Raw genomic sequence first — 16,520 nt, forward strand, 5'->3', positions numbered from 1 at the left:
CGGCGGGACGCTGCGGCTCGTAGCGCGGCGGGGCCGGCGGCGGCGCCGGCTCGGCGCGCGCCGGACGGGCCGGGGCGGCCACCGGGGCGGCAGCCGCCGCTACCGGAACCGGCTGGGCGGCCGGCCGGCTTTGCGAGCCGGTGTCGGCGTCGAGCGTACGGCCGTGGCGCGCCACGATCTCGTTGAGCTCGGCCAGGGCCTTGATCTGCTCGGCGACCGTGCGGCGCATCGCGGCGGCGCTGGCCTCGGTCTCCTCCGGCAGTTCGAGGATGTTGCGCTTGAGCTCCTCGCGGGTGGTCTCCAGCGCACGCTGCACCTCGCTCGCCGAATTGCGCAGCTCGCCGGCCGCCGAGGTGAAGCCCTCATTGGCGCGGGAGAGCAGCGTGTTGACCTCGCCGACCGCCTGCTCGTAGGTCGCGCGCAGCGCGGCCAGGGTGCGCTCCTGCTCGGATTCAGCGAGGCTGCGGATCTTCTCGTGCTCGCTGATGACCGCCTCGCTGGAGACGCCGGCCTTGTCGAGGATCGACTTGGAGATCTCCGCCGCGCGGGAGAAGGTCTCCTCCATCGTCTGGGTGTAGCTCGACAGGCGCTCGTCGAGCTCCGAGGTGCGGTTGCCGACCTGCTCGGCGAGCGAGAGCAGCGCCTCGTGGCGGGTGCCGAGCGTCTCGTCGAGGTTCTCGTGCGCCGAGCCCAGCGCGTTGGCGACGCTGGTGATGATGCCGGCCTGCTCGGTGAAGTTCCGGCTGAGCGAGGCGACGTCCTGCAGCACGTCGGTGGAGACCGCCCGCAGGTCGCGGATCTGCTCGTCCATGCGGGTCGAGGCGAGGCGGCTCGCCTCGTCGACATTGCTGACGGTGCTGTGGAAGGTGTTGAGGCGCTCGGTGATGGCGCTCTCGATCGCCGCGAGATTGGTGACCGAGCTCGCGAGCACGTCCTGAAGCTGGACGTTGACCGAGCCGAGCCGGTCCAGCAGCGCGGTGACGTCGCCCTGCAGTGCCTGGTTGGTGCTGGCGATCTCCTCCACCGCGTTGCGGCCACTCTCGCTGATCGCCTGCACCAGCCCGGTGCCGCGGCCTTCCAGCGCGTTGACCAGTTCCTCGGCCAGCCGCCCCAGCTCGTGGGTGGCGTATTCCGTGGTCTGGGTGGCAGCGTCGAGCATGGCGCTGCCGCGCTCGTCCAGCGAGCGCACGAACTGCTCGGTGAGCCGGGTGAACTCGGCCGAGGTGACGTCGCCGGAGCGGCGCGCGTGGTCGACGAGCTGGGCGCCGCGGCTGTCGAACTCGGTCAGCATCTCGCTGCTGGCGCGGGAGATTTCGCCCGTGACCTGCGAGGAGAGCTGCTGGAGGCCGCTGACCACGTCGCCGCCCTGGCTGTTCAGGGTGGTGAGAAGGTCGTCGCCGACCCGGGCGAGCTCGGTCGCCGCGGTGCTGCCCGAGCGGTGGAACGCGTCGAGAAGGCCGGCGGTGCGGCTCTCGACCGTGCCGATCATGTGCTCGCTCATCTGCGCGAACTGGTCGGCGCGCCCACCGGTCGCCTGCTCGAAGGCGGTGACGATCGCCTCGGCGCGGTTTTCCAGCGTGCTCAGCAGCTCCTCGCTGGCGCGCACGATCTGGTCGGTGCGCCCGTCCGTCGCCTGCTCGAAGGCCGAGGTGATGGCACCGGCCCGCGTTTCCAGCGTGCCGAGGATCTCCTCGCTCATCTGGATGATCTGGTCGGCGCGGCCGGAGGTCGCCTGCTCGAAGGCGGTGGCGATGGCCCCGGCGCGGGTGTCCATCGTGTTGAGGATCTCCTCGCTCGCCTGCACGAGCTGCTCGGTGCGCCCGGAGGTCGCCTGCTCGAACGCGTCGGCGATGGCGCCGGCGCGGTTGTCGAGCGTGCTGAGCAGTTCGTCGCTGGCGCGCATGATCTGTTCGGTACGGCCGGAGGTTGCTTGCTCGAAGGCTTCGGCGATGGCCCCGGCGCGGGTGTCGAGCGCGTTGAGCAGGTCTTCGCTGGCGCGCATGATCTGCTCGGTGCGCCCGGAAGTGGCCTGCTCGAAGGCTTCGGCGATGACGCCGGCACGCGCGTCCAGCGTGCCGAGCAGGTCCTCGCCGGCGCGCATGATCTGCTCGGTGCGGCCCGAGGTCGCCTGCTCGAAGGCGGCGGCGATGGCACCCGCGCGGGTGTCCATCGTGTTGAGCAGGTCCTCGCTCATCCGCACGATCTGGTCGCTGCGGCCGGAGGTGGCCTGCTCGAAGGCGGAGACGATGGCGTCGGAGCGCGTCTCCAGCGTGTTCAGCAGGTCCTCGCTCGCGCGGGCGATGTCGTCGACGGCACCAGCGCGGGTGCTCTCGAGGGCCCGCACAAGGCCGTCGCGATGGTCGTCGATCGCCGCCAGCAGGTCGCCGCTGGCGCGGGCGATCTCGCTGGTGATGCCGAGGCTGCGGTCCTCGAGCGCCGAGAGCAGGCCGTTGCCGCGCTCGTCGACCATGCGGGCGATCGCCTCGGTGCGGCTGTCGAACATCTCGGTGACCTCGCCGGCGCGCTCCACCATGGTGCGGCTGACATTGTCGACCAGAGAGTTGAGGCTGGCCTCGACCTCCGAGGCCTCGCTGCGCAGCTGGCCGGCGACGGCGCCGATGCGCTGGCCGAGCAGGTCGGCCATGGCCGCGCCGCGCACCTCGACCGAGGTCGCGACATTGTCCATGCGGCCGAAGACGGTCTCCTCGAAGCGGCCGACACGGGAATCGAGCGTGTCGGCGATTTCCAGCGCGCGCGCCGACAGGGTGCGGTCGGCCTGCTCGATGCGATCGGTGAGCTGATCGGAGATGGAGGCGGCGCGGTCGTCGAAGAAGTTGCTGAGCACGTCCAGCGAGCGGTTCATCGCGTCGTTGGCCCGGTGCGCGCCGTCGGTGAGGGTGCGCGCGGCCTGGTCGATGCGGTCGCTGATATTGGCGGTGACGTCCTGCGCGTGCTGGGTGAAGAAGCCGTCCAGCATGTTGAGGGACTTGTCCATCGCCTCGGTGGCGAGGCGCGCGCCCTCCGTCATGGTCTGGGCGAACTCCTGGGTCCGGCCGGCCAGCGTCTCGTTGACGCCCTCGACGCCGCGGTCGAGCACACCCTCGATATTGGCGATGCGCAGGTCCAGCGAGGAGGCGATCTGCTCGGTCTTGGCGGTCACCTGGTCGTCGAAGCCGGTGAGGTTCTCGTCCATGGCCCGGGTGACGGCCTCGACGCGCTCGGTGACGAGGCGGACCATCTCGGAGCCGCGGGTCTGCATGACGGTGTCAAAGTCGTGCAGGCCGTCGGTGATCTGGCGGCCGAGCAGGGTGGCGTCGCTGGCGATGCGGTCGGCCAGCTCGTTGCCGCGCACCGAGATCGTCTGCTCGAGCGTCTTGAGGCGCGCGTCGAGCATCTCGCGCACCGCGTCGCCCTTGTTGCTGATCGAGACGGTGAGCTCCTCGGCGGTGTCGCGGAACTGGTCGGTGACCCGGCCGCCGCGCGCGGAGATGGACTGCACCATCTCGGCGCCGGTCTGGGCGAGCTGCTCGTTCAGCTCGCGGCTGCGGTGGGTGACCTCCTGGGCGAACAGGTCGGCGGATTCGGCGAGCGAATCGTGCACGCCGGCGCCGGCCTCGGAGATCTGGTGCACCACGCGCTGGCCGGTCTCGCCGAGCAGGCGCTCGAGCTCGCCGCCACGCACGGCGATGGTGTCGTAGATGCGGTTGCCGGTGTCGGCGATGCGGTCGGCGAGGTCGTCGCCGCGCACGGTGATGGTGTCGGCGACCCGGTTGCCGGTCTCCTCGAGCTTGCGCACGACCTCGCCGCCACGCTGCGACAGGTCGAGCACCAGCGCGTCGCCGCTGGTCTTCAGCGTCTGGTTGACCTCGTTGGCGCGGACCGCGATCTCGTCGGCGAGGCGGGTGCCGGTCGCGACCAGAGCGTCGGTGATCTCGTTGGAGCGCGCGGAGAAGGTCTCGGTCAGGTCGTGGGTGGTGGTGGTCAGCCTCTCGCCCATCTCGTCGGTGCGCGTCGTCACCACGGTGGACAGCTCGGTGGCGGTGCGCAGGAGTTGCGCGCCGATCTCGTCGGTGCGCGCGGCGAGCTGCTCGGTGAGGTTGGAGGTGACGCCGGACAGGCGCTGCGAGATTTCCTCGGTCTGGCCGGTCAGGGTCGAGATCAGGTGCTCGCTGGCGTCGGACAGGTTGGTGTTGACGTCCGAGCCGGTCGACTGCAGGCGGTCGATCAGGTCGCCGCCCTTGTCGGTCAGCGCGTCGATGATGGTGTCGCCGACGCGGCCGAGCGCGAGGGTGATGTGCTCGCCCTTCTCGGAGAGCGTGCCGGTCACGCGGTCCGCGGCCTCCATCACGCTCATGCTGATGCGCTCGCTGACGCCGTCGACCTCGTGGGTGAAGGAGAAGTGCGCGCTCGCGATGGCTTCGCGGATGTGCTCGGAATGGGTGAGAATGACCTCACGCTCGGCCTGCAGCCGCTCGATGAGGTTGTGCATGCGCGCCTCGTTCTCCTCGAAGGCGTGCTCGAGCGAGGAAATCTCGGTGCGCACCAGCGCCTCGAGCTCGCCGGCGCGGGCGAGCGTGCGCTCGACGCCGTCGCCGATCGCGGCGACCTCGCGGCGCACGGTCTGGCCGACATTCACCACGGCGTCGGTGGAGACCGGGTCCGGCTCGGCGAGGCGGATCGCCACCTGCGCCATGGAATGGGCGACGATGCGCATCTCCTGCATGCGGCTGACCATGGCCGCGAGCACGAAGAAGAACACCGGCGGCACGAGCAGGCCAGCGGCGGTGGCGAGAAGCGTGGGCGAGGACAGCACGGAGCCGTCCGCTCCCGCCTGGAAATGCGAGACGGCGAGGAAGCCCCCGCCCGCAAGCCACGCCAGCGAGGCGATGGTCGCTATGTAATAGGGTGTCGCGGTCGGCCGGCGCTGGAGCGCGGCGAGAAGCTGGCCGATGGTCTGGCGGTCGTCATTGGCGGCGCGGCGCCCCGGCAGCGAGGCGGGACGGGCCGCGGCGGCACGCTCGGCCAGGGTGTCGGCACCGGTGTTCGCGCCAGAACCCGCGCCAACGCCAACGCCGGCGCCCAGCCCGGCGGCAGCGCCCGCACCAAGCCCGGCGGCGAGGCCGAGATCGGGGCCGGCGTCGTGCGCCTCGCGGTCCTCGGCGGTGATTTCCGGCGCGTCGAAGCTGTGCTCCGGGCCGAAGTCGAAATGCGGTTCCTCGTTCCCCGAGGAGGGTTCGTCGAGCGCCGGGTCGGACTCCTCGGAGCCGAACTCCGGGGTGGCGTTGGCGAAGTCGGCGTCGAGGTCGCTGGCCGAGAGGAAGGAAGGTTCCTCGTCGTCCTCGAAGGGCGAGCTGGTCCGGGCCTCGATGCGCGGCCCGCCGGGCTCGCGCGCGGGCGGCAGGTCGTGTTCGTCGTCCGAAGAGGGCGGCGGTGAGGACTCGTCTCCGGTGTCCAGGTCGAGGTTAAGGGCTTCCTCGATCGCGGATAGCGCGGCCTCGGCCGGATCCTGCTGAACCTTCTTAGTGCTCGTCGACATAGGCGCCTGCCTCCGGTCCGTACGCTACTCCGACCGGCTTGCGCCGTCGGCCCGGGGTTTCGCGGTGATCCGAAAAATCCTCTCTTCCCGACAAGTACCGGCAAGAGCGAGGAAACGTCAGTTCACCGCACCTTTATCCTACGCTCTTGGCGAGTAAAAATGGAACTGGGGTTAACAGGCCGATTGAGGTTATCGTTAACGGCCTGTTCACCACGTTCGCTAACCGTTGATTCTGTTCCTTCCGTGGCCATCGGAGGGGAGTGCGGAACTTTGCTTGCGCGCGCTGGCATTCGCCCGCATCGGGGGTTATCTAGGGCACCCTACCTTGTAGTCCTTCAAGATCGTCAAAGCTGCCCATGCCCAAGATCACCTATATCGACGCCGCCGGGACCGAGCGGACGGTGGAGGCCCAGAACGGCTCTACCGTCATGGAAACGGCGATCCGCAACGGCGTTCCGGGCATTGATGCGGAATGCGGCGGGGCCTGCGCCTGCGCGACCTGCCACGTCTATGTCGACGAGGCATGGGCGGAGAAGGTCGGCGAGCCCGGCCCGATGGAAGAGGACATGCTCGACTTCGCCTCCGACGTGAAGCCGACCTCGCGCCTCTCCTGCCAGATCAAGGTGACCGACGCGCTCGACGGGCTCGTCGTGCGCACGCCCGAGCACCAGGGCTGATTTTCCCCGTCATGGTTAACCGGCGGACGGCCTTTTGCCCGGCCGCGCCTTGCCCGCGGCGTCCTCGCCGGGCGCCTCCCGGACGATCATTTCGCCGGTCGCCGTCTCGCGGGTGATCAGCCCCGAGGCGACGTCGGACAGCGCCGGGGCGGGGAGGGCCGCGAAGGGCAGCGGCCGCGTGACCTCGATCGCGGCGAGGCCGAGGCGGGCGGTCAGCAGCCCGTTGACCACGCCCTCGCCGAGCCGCGCGGACAGCTTGGCCGCGATGCCGTGGCCGACCACCTGCTGGATCAGTGAATCCCCCGCTGCCATGCCGCCGGTGACGGCGAGATGGGAGACGACCTGCCGGAACAGCCGCACCATGCCGAGCGCGCCCGGACGCCCGCCATAGAGCAGCGCCAGCCGGCGGATCAGGCCGACCGCGGTCAGCGCCACAAAGACGAGGTCCACCGCCGCGCGCGGCGAGACCGCCGTCACCACCGAGACCCGCTTGGCGGCATTGGAGACCAGCCGGGTCGCCTCTGCGTCGAGCGGGGCCATCAAATGGCGCTCGGTCAGGCGGATGAGGTCGGCGCCGTCGATGATGGCGTCGAGATGGCTCGCGAGTTCGGTGCGCGCCCGCAGCAGGCCCGGCGAGCCGCGCGAGAGCGTGATCAACTCCTTGGTGACGCCCTCGGCGACGCGCCGGTCGTCCTTCTCCAGCGCCAGCGCCGCGCGCTCGCGCAGCTTGTTGAGCGTCTTCAGCCGCATCAGCCCGAAGGTCTCGCGCGCCAGCAGGCCGAGGCAGGCCACCACGAAGGCGGCCGCGAAGCCGGCCCCGACATAGCCGAGCCAATCGGCACGGGCGAACAGGTCCTCGACCAGCTTCGACACGGCGAGGCCGAGCCCGAGGCTGACGAGGCCGCCGAGGCCGGTCCAGAACAATACGCCCCAGCGCGAGCTGCGCGGCGGCGGCGGGGGCAGCGCGATCTCCTCCGCCATGTCCGGGATCGGCGGCGTCGGGGTGACGACCACCGCCCCGCGCGGCGCGGGCTGGCCCTCGTCGGCGAACACCACGCCCGGGTCGTCGAGCCGGAACGCCTGCGGGCGGCGATTGTGTCGGTCGGTCATGTCGTCACCTCAGCCGGTCGCCGATGAGGAATTCGAGCGCGCGGTCGAGCCGGATATGGGGCAGCGGCAGAGCCTGCCCCTCGCCATTGCGCTCGACCACCGGCGGGCGGAAGCGCAGGAAGCGGAAATCGCCGCCCTGCGCGTCCGACAGTCCCTTGAAGCCGAGCGAGGGGTCGAACAGCGCCGACGGGTTCTCCGGCAGGTCGCCCGGAAACACGGCCGCCTCGGCGAGGCCGTCGAACTCGTCCGCCCCGTACTGTCCCGCCTCGGGCACGCCGACGATGGCGGGCAGGTGCACCCGCCCGCGCCTGACCTGCGCCTCGCGGGTGGCGCGCACGGCGGCGAGCGCCACCACGTCGATCTGCGCGCCCGCGCCCTCCGCCCGCGACAGCGCGCGCTCGACCAGCCGGCGCAGGATCGCCTCCAGCGGGTCATGGCTGGTGTGGTGGAGATGGTCGGCCTTGGTGGCGGCGAACAGCACCCGGCCGATGCGGTGGCGGAACAGCGCGCCGAGCCAGGAATTCCGCCCCACCCGGAAGGCGGCGAGGATGCCGTCGAGCGCGGCTTCGAGGTCGGAGAGCGCGGCCGGGCCGGCATTCAGCGCCGCGAGCACGTCGATCAGCACGATCTGCCGGTCGAGCCGGGCGAAGTGATCGCGGAAGAACGGGCGCACGATGCGGTCCTTATAGGACTCGTAGCGCCGCTGCATCATCGCCGCGAGCGAGCCGGCCGGCGGCTCTGCGTCGCCCGACAGGTCGATCGGCGCGAAGGTGAGAGCCGGCGAGCCTTCGAGGTCGCCCGGCATCAGGAAGCGGCCGGGCGGCAGCAGGCTCATCGCCACCGCCTCGGCGCGGCAGGCGGCGAGATAGTCGGTGAAGAGCTCGGCCAGCCTGCGCGCCAGCGCCTCGTCCGCCGGCGCCTCTGGGTCGGTGTCGGCGAGCGCGGCGAGGAACGGGGCGGCGAGGTCGCGCCGCGCCGGATCTCGGGCGAGACGCAGGCTGTCGGCGGCGAAGTCGGCATAGGAACGGTCGAGCAGCGGCAGGTCGAGCAGCCACTCACCGGGATAGTCGACGATGTCGAGGGTGAGGGCGCGGCGCCCCCCGCGCGCGGGCGCGTAATCTATGGCGAGGCGCAGCTCGCTGATGCGGCGGGTGGATTCCGGCCAGCGCCGCTCGTCGACGAGGGCCGAGAGATGGCCCTCATAGTCGAAGCGGGGCACGTTGTCGTCGGGCTGCGGCTCAAGCGTGGCGCTGGCGATGCGCCCTTCATGCATGGCCCGGAACACCGGCAGCCGCCCGCCGCGCGTCAGCGCATGGATCAGCGCGGTGGTGAAGACGGTCTTGCCCGAGCGCGACAGGCCGGTGATGCCGAGCCGCAGCGTCGGGCTGGTCAGGTCCTCCGCCCGGTCGAGCAGGGTCAGCGCGGTGAGCCGCGCCTCGTCGATCAGCTCTTCATACCAGCTCGGCACGTTCAGTCCTTCCCGTCCTTCACCACGCCGATCGCCCGCGGGGTGACGAAGCGCTCCAGCATGCCGCTGCCGGTGCGCGCCTGCGACCAGTCGTCGACCGGCAGGTCGATGACGGCGAGCGCCCCGGTGGGGAACTTGGTCAGCGCGCGGGCGCGCTGCTCGCGCGACAGCAGGCGGGCGGCGAACTCCTCCATGCCCGGATTGTGGCCCACCAGCATCAGCGGCGACACCGTGCCCTGCGCTTGGACCAGGGCGAGCAGCGCATCGGCCGAACTCTCATAGATCGCCTCCTCGTAGATCGCGGGCGGCGCCCCTGCCCAGCCGGCCGAGACCTGCTCCCAGGTCTCAATCGTGCGCCGCGCCGGCGACACCAGCACGCGGGTCGGCACCAGCTTTTCCTTCTCCATATAGGCACCCATGGCGGGCGCGGCGCGCAGCCCGCGCGGGCCGAGCGGGCGGTCTCGGTCGGGCACGTTGTCGGGCCAGGCGGATTTGGCGTGGCGGAGCAGGAAGAGACGCAGCATGGATGACTCGAACTCGCACTGAATCGACGGCCGGTGTGCCGCCAACATATAGTGAGCGTCGCAATGTTTGCGCGAAGCGGAGCGCGATGCAGCAGGCAACGGCGCAGGAAGCGCACTTCGATACCTTTTACGGCGCGCTGGCCTTCGGCAGCGAGCCGCCGCCGCCGCGCCGCCAGCTCACCCAGGACGTCGATTGCGACGTGTGCGTGATCGGCGGCGGGCTCGCCGGGCTGTGGACCGCGCGGGCGCTGGCCGCGCGCGGGCACGAGGTGGTGGTGATCGAGCGCGAGCGGGTCGGCGCCGGCGCCTCGGGACGCAATGCCGGCTTCGTCGGCCCCGGCTACGCGCTGGCGCCGGAGAAGCTGGCGCGCCGCGTCGGGCCGCAGGCGACCCGGGAGCTGTGGGATCTTTCGCGCGAGGGCGTCGAGATCGTGCGCGCCGTCGCCCACGCCGCCGGGCTCGCCCCGGTGGCCGGCCGGCTCGAGGTCAGCCTCGCCGATGACGAGGCGGCCACAAGGAGGCGCGCGGACTGGCTGGCGCGCTGCCTCCATGTGCCGTGCGAGGCCTGGTCGACGCGCGAGCTGCGCGACGTGCTGCGCACCGAGCTCTACTGTCAGGCGCTGCACTTCCCCGAATCCTTCCAGCTCGATCCGCTCGTCCTCGCGCGCCATCTCGCAGCGGCGCTGGAGGAGGAGGGCGTGCGCATCTTCGAGGCGAGCGAGGCGCGCACCGCCGATCTCGCCGGGGTGCGCAAGCATGTGGCGACCGCCGGCGGGCGGGTGCGCGCGCATCACGTCGTGCTCTGCGCGGGCGTGCCGAGCGGGCGGGTATGGCCCGAGGTCGCGCGGGCGGCGATGCCGGTCTCGACCTATGTCGGCGTGAGCGAGGACCTCGGCGACCGGCTCGGCGCGGCGGTGCAGTTCGCCGGCGGCGTGTCCGACATGCGCCGCACCGGCAATTATTTCCGCCGCGTCGGCGACCGGCTGCTGTGGGGCACCGACGCCACGACGCGCACCGGCACGCCGCGCGGGCTGGCGGACAGGCTCGCCCGCGAGATCGGGCGCACCTTCCCGGCGCTGAAGGGGGTGAGGATCGAGCACGCCTGGGCGGGGACGATGGCCTATGCGGTCCACGCCATGCCGCTGATCGGCCGGCTGGAGCCGGGCGTGTGGATCGCCTCCTGCTTCGGCGGGCACGGGCTCAACACCACGGCGATGGCGGGCGAGCTGGTGGCCTCGGGCATCGTCGAGGGGGACGAGCGCTGGAAGCAGTTCGCCCCGTTCGGTATCGTCGGCGCGGGCGGACTGGTCGGGCGCTTCGCCGCCGAGCTAGCCCTGCGGGCGGCTTCCTTGCGAAGACAATAGGTTAACGTGACTTTTCGGCAACCACTGCCGCGCCATCGTGCTGTAATAGAGCTGACACAGGCAATGGGAAGCGAGTGATGCGGGCGATCGGCGTTGCAGGTTTTTGTGTGGTCGCGGGCGTGATGGGTCAGGCCCTGCCGGCGAATGCCGCCGATCTCGGTATCGAGACGCCGCCGATGGCGGTGGAGAAGGCTCCCGGCTACGTCGACCGCGAATGGACGCTGACGCTCGGCGGCTACGCCATGGTGCAGCCCGAATATGCCGGCTCGGACGACTACGAGTTCGGCTTCAAGCCGATCATCTACATCAGCCGCGCCGACAAGCTGAGCCGCTGGCGCAGCTTCAACGACAGCGCCAGCATCGCGCTGTGGGATACGGGGTTTTTCGAGGCCGGTGTGGTCGGCCAGATCAACTGGAAGCGCGATTCGAGCGATTCCGACGATCTGCGCGGGCTGAACGACGTCGACTACGCCTACCAGGTCGGCGGCTACGCGCAGTGGTACCCGGCCGACTGGCTGCGCCTGCGCGGCGAGCTTCGCTACGGATTCGGCGGCTTCGACGGCGTGGTGGCCGACCTCGCGGTCGACGCCATCCACTTCACCGAGTTCTGGGGCGGCATGGCGCTTTCGGCCGGTCCTCGCATGACGCTGGCGAGCTCGGGCTACACCGATGCCTATTTCGGCATCACCCCCGAGGAGTCCGCGGCGGCGATGGCGCAGGGCAACAACCTGACCCCTTATGAGGCCGGCGGCGGCATCTATTCGGTCGGCTTCGGTGGCCAGATCCTGAAGCGCTTCACGCCGAACATCCTCGGCTCGGTGTTCGCCGAGTACAAATATCTGATGGACGACGCCGCCGACAGCCCGCTGGTTGTGCAGAACGGCGACCGCAATCAGTTCCAGGCGGGCGTCTCGCTCTCCTACACCTTCTTCCTCGGCTTCGAATGACGGCATCCCGCTCCGGCCCGACGGCCGGACGGGGACGCCCGCGACGAGCGCGTGCGCGGCCGGTGCAGGTATTCGCGCGCGCTACCTGCACGTGTAGAGCCTGCGGCCGCTACGTCACCTTGGCGCGTGGTCGCTCCGGTACCGCCCGGCGAGGAGCGGGCGCCGCGCGCGATTCGGCTGCCGGTTCTCACGTAGTGTTCCGGCCGGCTTACGCCTTTGCCCGCTTTTGGCGCGCAAGCTGCTGAAAAATCCAGCATTTCATGTCGTTGTGATGACGACGAGAAATGTTGTACGGGCCGGTTCGGGAGGCTATAAGCACCGCCCAAGAGGGGTGGCCCCCGAAAACGAGGACGAAGGCCGATGTCGGTTGAGATCGACCAGGAATATCGCCCCCGCGAGGACGAGCCTTTCATGAACGAGCGGCAGCGCGAATATTTTCGCCACAAGCTGTTGCAGTGGAAGGATGACATCCTGCGGGAAGCGCGCGAGACGTTGCAGCATCTTCAGGACGAAAATCAGAACCACCCGGATATCGCCGATCGCGCATCGTCGGAGACCGACCGCGCCATCGAGCTTCGAGCCCGCGACCGGCAGCGCAAGCTGATCGCCAAGATCGACGCGGCGCTCGAGCGGATCGACGACGGCAGCTACGGCTATTGCGAGGAAACGGGCGAGCCGATCTCCCTCAAGCGTCTCGAAGCCCGGCCGATCGCCACGCTGTCGATCGAGGCGCAGGAGCGCCACGAGCGGCGCGAGCGGGTCTATCGCGACGACTGACACCGGACCGGCCCTGCGGGGCCCGGTTCCCGGCGGGCGGGCGACCTGCGGGGAGAAACCTGCGGCCGAGATTGAAATGTGAAACGGCGGCCCGGTGCGCGGGCCGCCGTTTGCATTTGCGGGGACTGCGGCCGCACTCACGGGCGGCGGGTGCGGCCGAGCAGATTCGCCATCTCGATGTCGAAGGCTTCGCCGGACTCGCGATCCGGCACGCGCTCCGAGGCGGAAGGGGGGATCACCTCCGGCGACCGGCCGGAACCAGGCGAGGCCGGCTCGGGCGAGATGACCTCCGGTGCGGATGCCTCGCTTGTCGGCGCGGGGCCCGTCGATCCATGCCCCGCGGAGGAGGGCCCGAGCGGGGCCGGCCTCGCGGGCGCCGGGTTCACCGGCGCGGGTGTCACGGGCACCGAGCTCGACGGTGGGGCATCGCTCGCCGCGGTGCTGCCGGTCGACGTCAACGGAGAAAGGATCTCCGGAGCCCTGGCGGCCGGCCGGCTCGGCTCCCGGCCGATATCGGCGGGAATCGGCGAAATGACCGGTTCGGTGCGATGCTCGGCGGGGATGCGCTGCGGCGCCGGCGCAGGCCGCGGCACGCGCTGCGCAGCTTCGGCACGCGGGGCAGCTTCGGCGCGCGGGGCGACCGGTTCGGCGCTCACGGCGGGACGGCGCAGCGTCTCCTCGAGCTGCTCCACCATGCCGGCGAAGGCCGGGTCGACCTTCACCGTGACGCGCGGGCCGCTCTCCGCGCGCTCGGTGGGCCGGGTCTGGGGAAAGGCCGGCGATGCGGCCGGGCGTGTCGAGGCGAGCGGGCGCTCCGGCGGCGGGGCCGGGGGCCGGGCGGCCGGCGGGACCGAGGGCGGCGTCGCCGGCTCGCGCGCGGGGGGATGCGGTTCCGCCTGCGTCACGACCGGCGTCGCGCCGATGCCGCTCTCCACCAGGAAGTCGCTTCCCCCGCCTAGCACCACGAGGTGCTGGACGTCGTCGCGCTGGATCAGCACCAGCCGCCGCGTCTCGTCGATCTGCAACTGGTCGACCACCGCCAGCCGATGGCCGCCCACCATGGCGTGCCGGTTGCGGCGGCGGGCCCGGCGGCCGAACAGGATGACGATGAGAGCGAGCACGACCGCGCCGGCAAGCGCCAGCAGCAGGCCGGCATTGCCTGCGCCGGTCAGGGCGGACAGCATTTCCGTCATGGGGGTGCCTCTCCTCAGCCGAACCTCGCGCCGCGTTTTCGCGCGGCCCAAGGCTCCTTCGCCGCACTTTGTGTCGCGGAAGGGGCGGGGCGGCAAGTGGTAGAGCGGGCTTAGGCCGGTAATCGGGCCGGCGGACGGCACACGGAGGCGGCAGTCGCGGCCCATGGGGCCGGCTCCCGCCGCCGCTCCGGAAGCCTGAAAACGCGGGCCGCGACGGGTCATCCCGTGCCTCGGGCGGGAAAAAGAGGGGTCCGGATAAGCGGGTATCCGGCCGAATCGGCCCTTGCCCGACGCGGCAGGGTCGGGCACCAAGGACGAAAGGTTGAATCGCCCGCTTCGAGCCTGGCGGCGAGGGGGGCCCTAAGCAGCGACATGGCGGACAGCGCACCCGACGATCCCACCAACGATCGACCGGAAATCGGCGGCAGCATCCGGCTCGTGCTGGTGGTGGCGCTTGCGCTCGTCGGTGCTGTGGCCTCGCTGCTGCTGCTGGGCCGCGACAAGGCCGACCCCTGGATCATCGGGCTGCTCACCGTGCTCGCGGTGGTCGGCGTGTTCGCGCTGTTCGCCTATGCCGCCGGCCTGCTGCGCTTCGGCGTGCCCGACCCGCGCGACGAGCTCGCCCGGCGCATCGTCGACAGCGCGGCCGAGGGGATGAGCATCGTCGACCCGCTCGGGCGCGTACTCTACGCCAATCCGCGCTATGGCGAGATCACCGGCGCCACGCGCCCGGAGGAGCTGCGTCCGATCGAGCGGCTCTTCACCAGCGACCCCGACGCCTCGGAGGCGGTCTACCGCCTCGCCCAGGGCGTGCGCGAGGGCAAGGCGCTGACGGAGGAGGTCCGCGTCGCCGTGCCCGGCCTGCCGGTGCGCTGGCTCCGGCTCGGCGCGCGCCCGGGCGGCTCCGTCCCGCGGGGCGGGCAGGCGGTGGTGTGGACGGTGAGCGACCTCACGCGCGAGCGCGAGCGCCAGGAGAACGCCTTCCTCGAGCTTCAGCACGCCATCGACTATCTCGACCATGCGCCGGCCGGCTTCTTCTCGGCGGCGGCGGGCGGCGCCATCCACTACATCAACGCCACGCTGGTCGACTGGCTCGGCTACGACCTCGCCGAGTTCGGGCCCGGCGGGCTCTCGGTCGCCGACATCGTGCCCGGGCCGGCGGCGGCGCTGCTCACCGGCATGGCGCGGGTGCCGGGCGGGGTGCGTACCGAGGTGCTCGACCTCGACCTGCGGCGCAAGGATGGGCGGGCGCTGCCGGTGCGGATCTGGCACCGCGTCGCCTTCTCCTCGGACGGCACACCGGGTGCCTCGCGCACGCTGGTGGTCAACCGCTCGCGCGAGGATGCGGCGGGAGATCCGGCCCGCGCGGCGGAGGTGCGCTTCGCGCGCTTCTTCCACAATTCGCCGGTCGCCATCGCCACCGTGGACGGCGAGGGCCGCATCGCCCGCGCCAACGCCATGTTCGCGCGCCTGTTCGGCGGCGCCGACGCAGCCGAGGGGCGGCGCGTGGCCAATCTGGTGGGGGAGACCGTCCGCACCCCGCTGGAGGCGGCGGTGGCCGAGGCGGTGCAGGGGCAGGCGCCGCCGAGCCCGATCGACCTCGTGCTCGACCGCGAGGGCGGGCGCTCGGCCCGCTTCTATCTCGCGCCGGTGAAGGACGGCGAGGCGAGCGAGGCGGCGATCCTCTATGTGGTGGAGACCACCGAGCAGCGCGCGCTGGAGGCGCAGTTCGCCCAGTCGCAGAAGATGCAGGCGGTCGGCCAGCTCGCGGGCGGCGTCGCCCACGACTTCAACAACGTGCTGACCGCCATCATCGGCTATTCGGACCTGTTGCTCGCCAACAGCCGGCCGACCGACCCGTCCTTCCAGGACGTGATGCAGATCAAGCAGAACGCCAACCGCGCCGCCGGGCTGGTGCGCCAGCTCCTCGCCTTCTCCCGCCGCCAGACTCTGCGCCCGCAGGTGCTGAACCTCGGCGACGTGATGAGCGATTTGTCCATGCTGCTGCGCCGGCTGCTGGGCGAGACCATCAAGCTGGAGGTGAAGGAGGGGCGCGACCTCTGGCCGGTGAAGGCGGACCTGAACCAGTTCGAGCAGGTGGTGGTGAACCTCGCGGTCAATGCGCGCGACGCCATGCCGGACGGCGGCTCGCTGACCATCCGCACCCGCAACGTCAGCGCCGACGAGGTGGAGCAGTATGGCGAGGCGGGGGAGGCCGGCGTGCCGCGCGCGGACCATGTGCTGGTCGAGGTGGTCGACACCGGCACCGGCATTCCGCCGGCCATTCTGGACAAGATCTTCGAGCCGTTCTTCTCCACCAAGGAGGTGGGCAAGGGGACGGGCCTCGGGCTTTCCACCGTCTACGGCATCGTCAAGCAGACCGGCGGCACGCTGCAGGTGGAAAGCGAGCTCGGCCACGGCACCACCTTCCGCGTGTTCCTGCCGCGCCACGTGCCCGACGTGGTGGAGATCGCCCCCAAGGCGGTGGAGGCCGAGCCCGCGACCAAGGCGGCGGACCTCACCGGCCGCGGGACCGTTCTGCTGGTGGAGGACGAGGAGGCGGTGCGCGCCTTCGCCGCCCGGGCGCTGGTCTCGCGCGGCTACCAGGTGCTGGAGGCCGGCTCCGGCCTCGAGGCGCTGGAGGTGATGGAGGATCACGGCGGCGAGGTGGACCTCGTCCTGTCCGACGTGGTGATGCCGGAAATGGACGGGCCCTCGCTCTTGAAGGAGTTGCGCGCGGCCAATCCCGACATAAAGGTGATATTCATGTCGGGCTATGCCGAGGAAGCCTTCGCCAAGAACCTGCCGGAGGGCGCAGATTTCGGCTTCCTGCCGAAGCCGTTCACGCTCAAGCAGCTCATCGAGGCGGTGAAGAAAAGCATGGGGCGGAGCGACTGACGCGCCGTCCCGACCAACGGGTCTGG

10 protein-coding genes are annotated in these 16,520 nt (G+C 71.0%); 5 read left to right on the top strand and 5 right to left on the bottom strand.

The window, feature by feature from the left end:
• The coding region (locus NVS83_RS18695) for an apolipoprotein A-IV repeat region-like domain-containing protein (RefSeq protein WP_258740662.1) at window positions 1–5,536 on the bottom strand (5,536 nt) is incomplete at its 3' end.
• Between the two features lie 356 nt (window positions 5,537–5,892).
• Here NVS83_RS18695 and NVS83_RS18700 point away from each other — a divergent pair.
• Window positions 5,893–6,213 carry a 2Fe-2S iron-sulfur cluster-binding protein gene (locus tag NVS83_RS18700; RefSeq protein WP_258733297.1) on the top strand — a complete coding sequence of 107 codons (321 nt, stop codon included), beginning with the start codon at window positions 5,893–5,895 and terminating at the stop codon, window positions 6,211–6,213.
• 15 nt (window positions 6,214–6,228) lie between these two features.
• Here NVS83_RS18700 and NVS83_RS18705 read toward each other — a convergent pair whose 3' ends face one another.
• From NVS83_RS18705 to NVS83_RS18715, 3 genes are read right to left on the bottom strand one after another with little or no spacing between them, the layout of a single operon-like run.
• Window positions 6,229–7,323 (bottom strand): YcjF family protein, encoded by a 1,095-nt coding sequence (locus NVS83_RS18705; RefSeq protein WP_258740665.1) that lies wholly within the window; start codon window positions 7,321–7,323, stop codon window positions 6,229–6,231.
• A gap of 4 nt (window positions 7,324–7,327) precedes the next feature.
• On the bottom strand, window positions 7,328–8,791 hold the full coding sequence (locus NVS83_RS18710) for a YcjX family GTP-binding protein (protein ID WP_258740666.1): 1,464 nt from the start codon (window positions 8,789–8,791) through the stop codon (window positions 7,328–7,330).
• A 2-nt stretch (window positions 8,792–8,793) separates the two neighbouring features.
• Window positions 8,794–9,315, bottom strand: coding sequence for a SixA phosphatase family protein (locus NVS83_RS18715; protein WP_258733294.1), 522 nt, complete (start codon window positions 9,313–9,315; stop codon window positions 8,794–8,796).
• An 86-nt stretch (window positions 9,316–9,401) separates the two neighbouring features.
• Here NVS83_RS18715 and NVS83_RS18720 point away from each other — a divergent pair, with 86 nt between their 5' ends.
• The 3 genes from NVS83_RS18720 (at window position 9,402) to dksA (ending at window position 12,403) form a co-directional block, all read left to right on the top strand.
• Window positions 9,402–10,679: an NAD(P)/FAD-dependent oxidoreductase gene (locus NVS83_RS18720; protein ID WP_258740668.1), complete on the top strand. Its 1,278-nt coding sequence runs from the start codon at window positions 9,402–9,404 to the stop codon at window positions 10,677–10,679.
• Window positions 10,680–10,756: 77 nt separating this feature from the next.
• Window positions 10,757–11,626, top strand: coding sequence for a MipA/OmpV family protein (locus NVS83_RS18725; protein WP_258740669.1), 870 nt, complete (start codon window positions 10,757–10,759; stop codon window positions 11,624–11,626).
• A gap of 360 nt (window positions 11,627–11,986) precedes the next feature.
• The gene (gene dksA, locus NVS83_RS18730) at window positions 11,987–12,403 is read left to right on the top strand and encodes an RNA polymerase-binding protein DksA (RefSeq protein WP_258733292.1); all 417 of its coding nucleotides are present in this window, start codon (window positions 11,987–11,989) and stop codon (window positions 12,401–12,403) included.
• A 137-nt stretch (window positions 12,404–12,540) separates the two neighbouring features.
• Here dksA and NVS83_RS18735 read toward each other — a convergent pair whose 3' ends face one another.
• Window positions 12,541–13,596 (bottom strand): flagellar biosynthetic protein FliO, encoded by a 1,056-nt coding sequence (locus NVS83_RS18735; RefSeq protein ID WP_258740670.1) that lies wholly within the window; start codon window positions 13,594–13,596, stop codon window positions 12,541–12,543.
• A gap of 372 nt (window positions 13,597–13,968) precedes the next feature.
• Here NVS83_RS18735 and cckA point away from each other — a divergent pair, with 372 nt between their 5' ends.
• Window positions 13,969–16,494: a cell cycle histidine kinase CckA gene (gene cckA, locus NVS83_RS18740; protein WP_258740671.1), complete on the top strand. Its 2,526-nt coding sequence runs from the start codon at window positions 13,969–13,971 to the stop codon at window positions 16,492–16,494.
• Window positions 16,495–16,520: the final 26 nt, after the last annotated feature.

Source organism: Ancylobacter mangrovi (assembly GCF_024752335.1).
GTDB lineage: Bacteria > Pseudomonadota > Alphaproteobacteria > Rhizobiales > Xanthobacteraceae > Ancylobacter > Ancylobacter mangrovi.

Bases quoted from the DNA above. Each gene is read 5' to 3' on its own strand.
- NVS83_RS18700 (WP_258733297.1), top strand. From the start codon at position 5,893: ATGCCCAAGATCACCTATATCGACGCCGCCGGGACCGAGCGGACGGTG.
- NVS83_RS18705 (WP_258740665.1), bottom strand. From the start codon at position 7,323: ATGACCGACCGACACAATCGCCGCCCGCAGGCGTTCCGGCTCGACGAC.
- NVS83_RS18715 (WP_258733294.1), bottom strand. From the start codon at position 9,315: ATGCTGCGTCTCTTCCTGCTCCGCCACGCCAAATCCGCCTGGCCCGAC.
- NVS83_RS18720 (WP_258740668.1), top strand. From the start codon at position 9,402: ATGCAGCAGGCAACGGCGCAGGAAGCGCACTTCGATACCTTTTACGGC.
- NVS83_RS18725 (WP_258740669.1), top strand. From the start codon at position 10,757: ATGCGGGCGATCGGCGTTGCAGGTTTTTGTGTGGTCGCGGGCGTGATG.
- dksA (WP_258733292.1), top strand. From the start codon at position 11,987: ATGTCGGTTGAGATCGACCAGGAATATCGCCCCCGCGAGGACGAGCCT.
- NVS83_RS18735 (WP_258740670.1), bottom strand. From the start codon at position 13,596: ATGACGGAAATGCTGTCCGCCCTGACCGGCGCAGGCAATGCCGGCCTG.
- cckA (WP_258740671.1), top strand. From the start codon at position 13,969: ATGGCGGACAGCGCACCCGACGATCCCACCAACGATCGACCGGAAATC.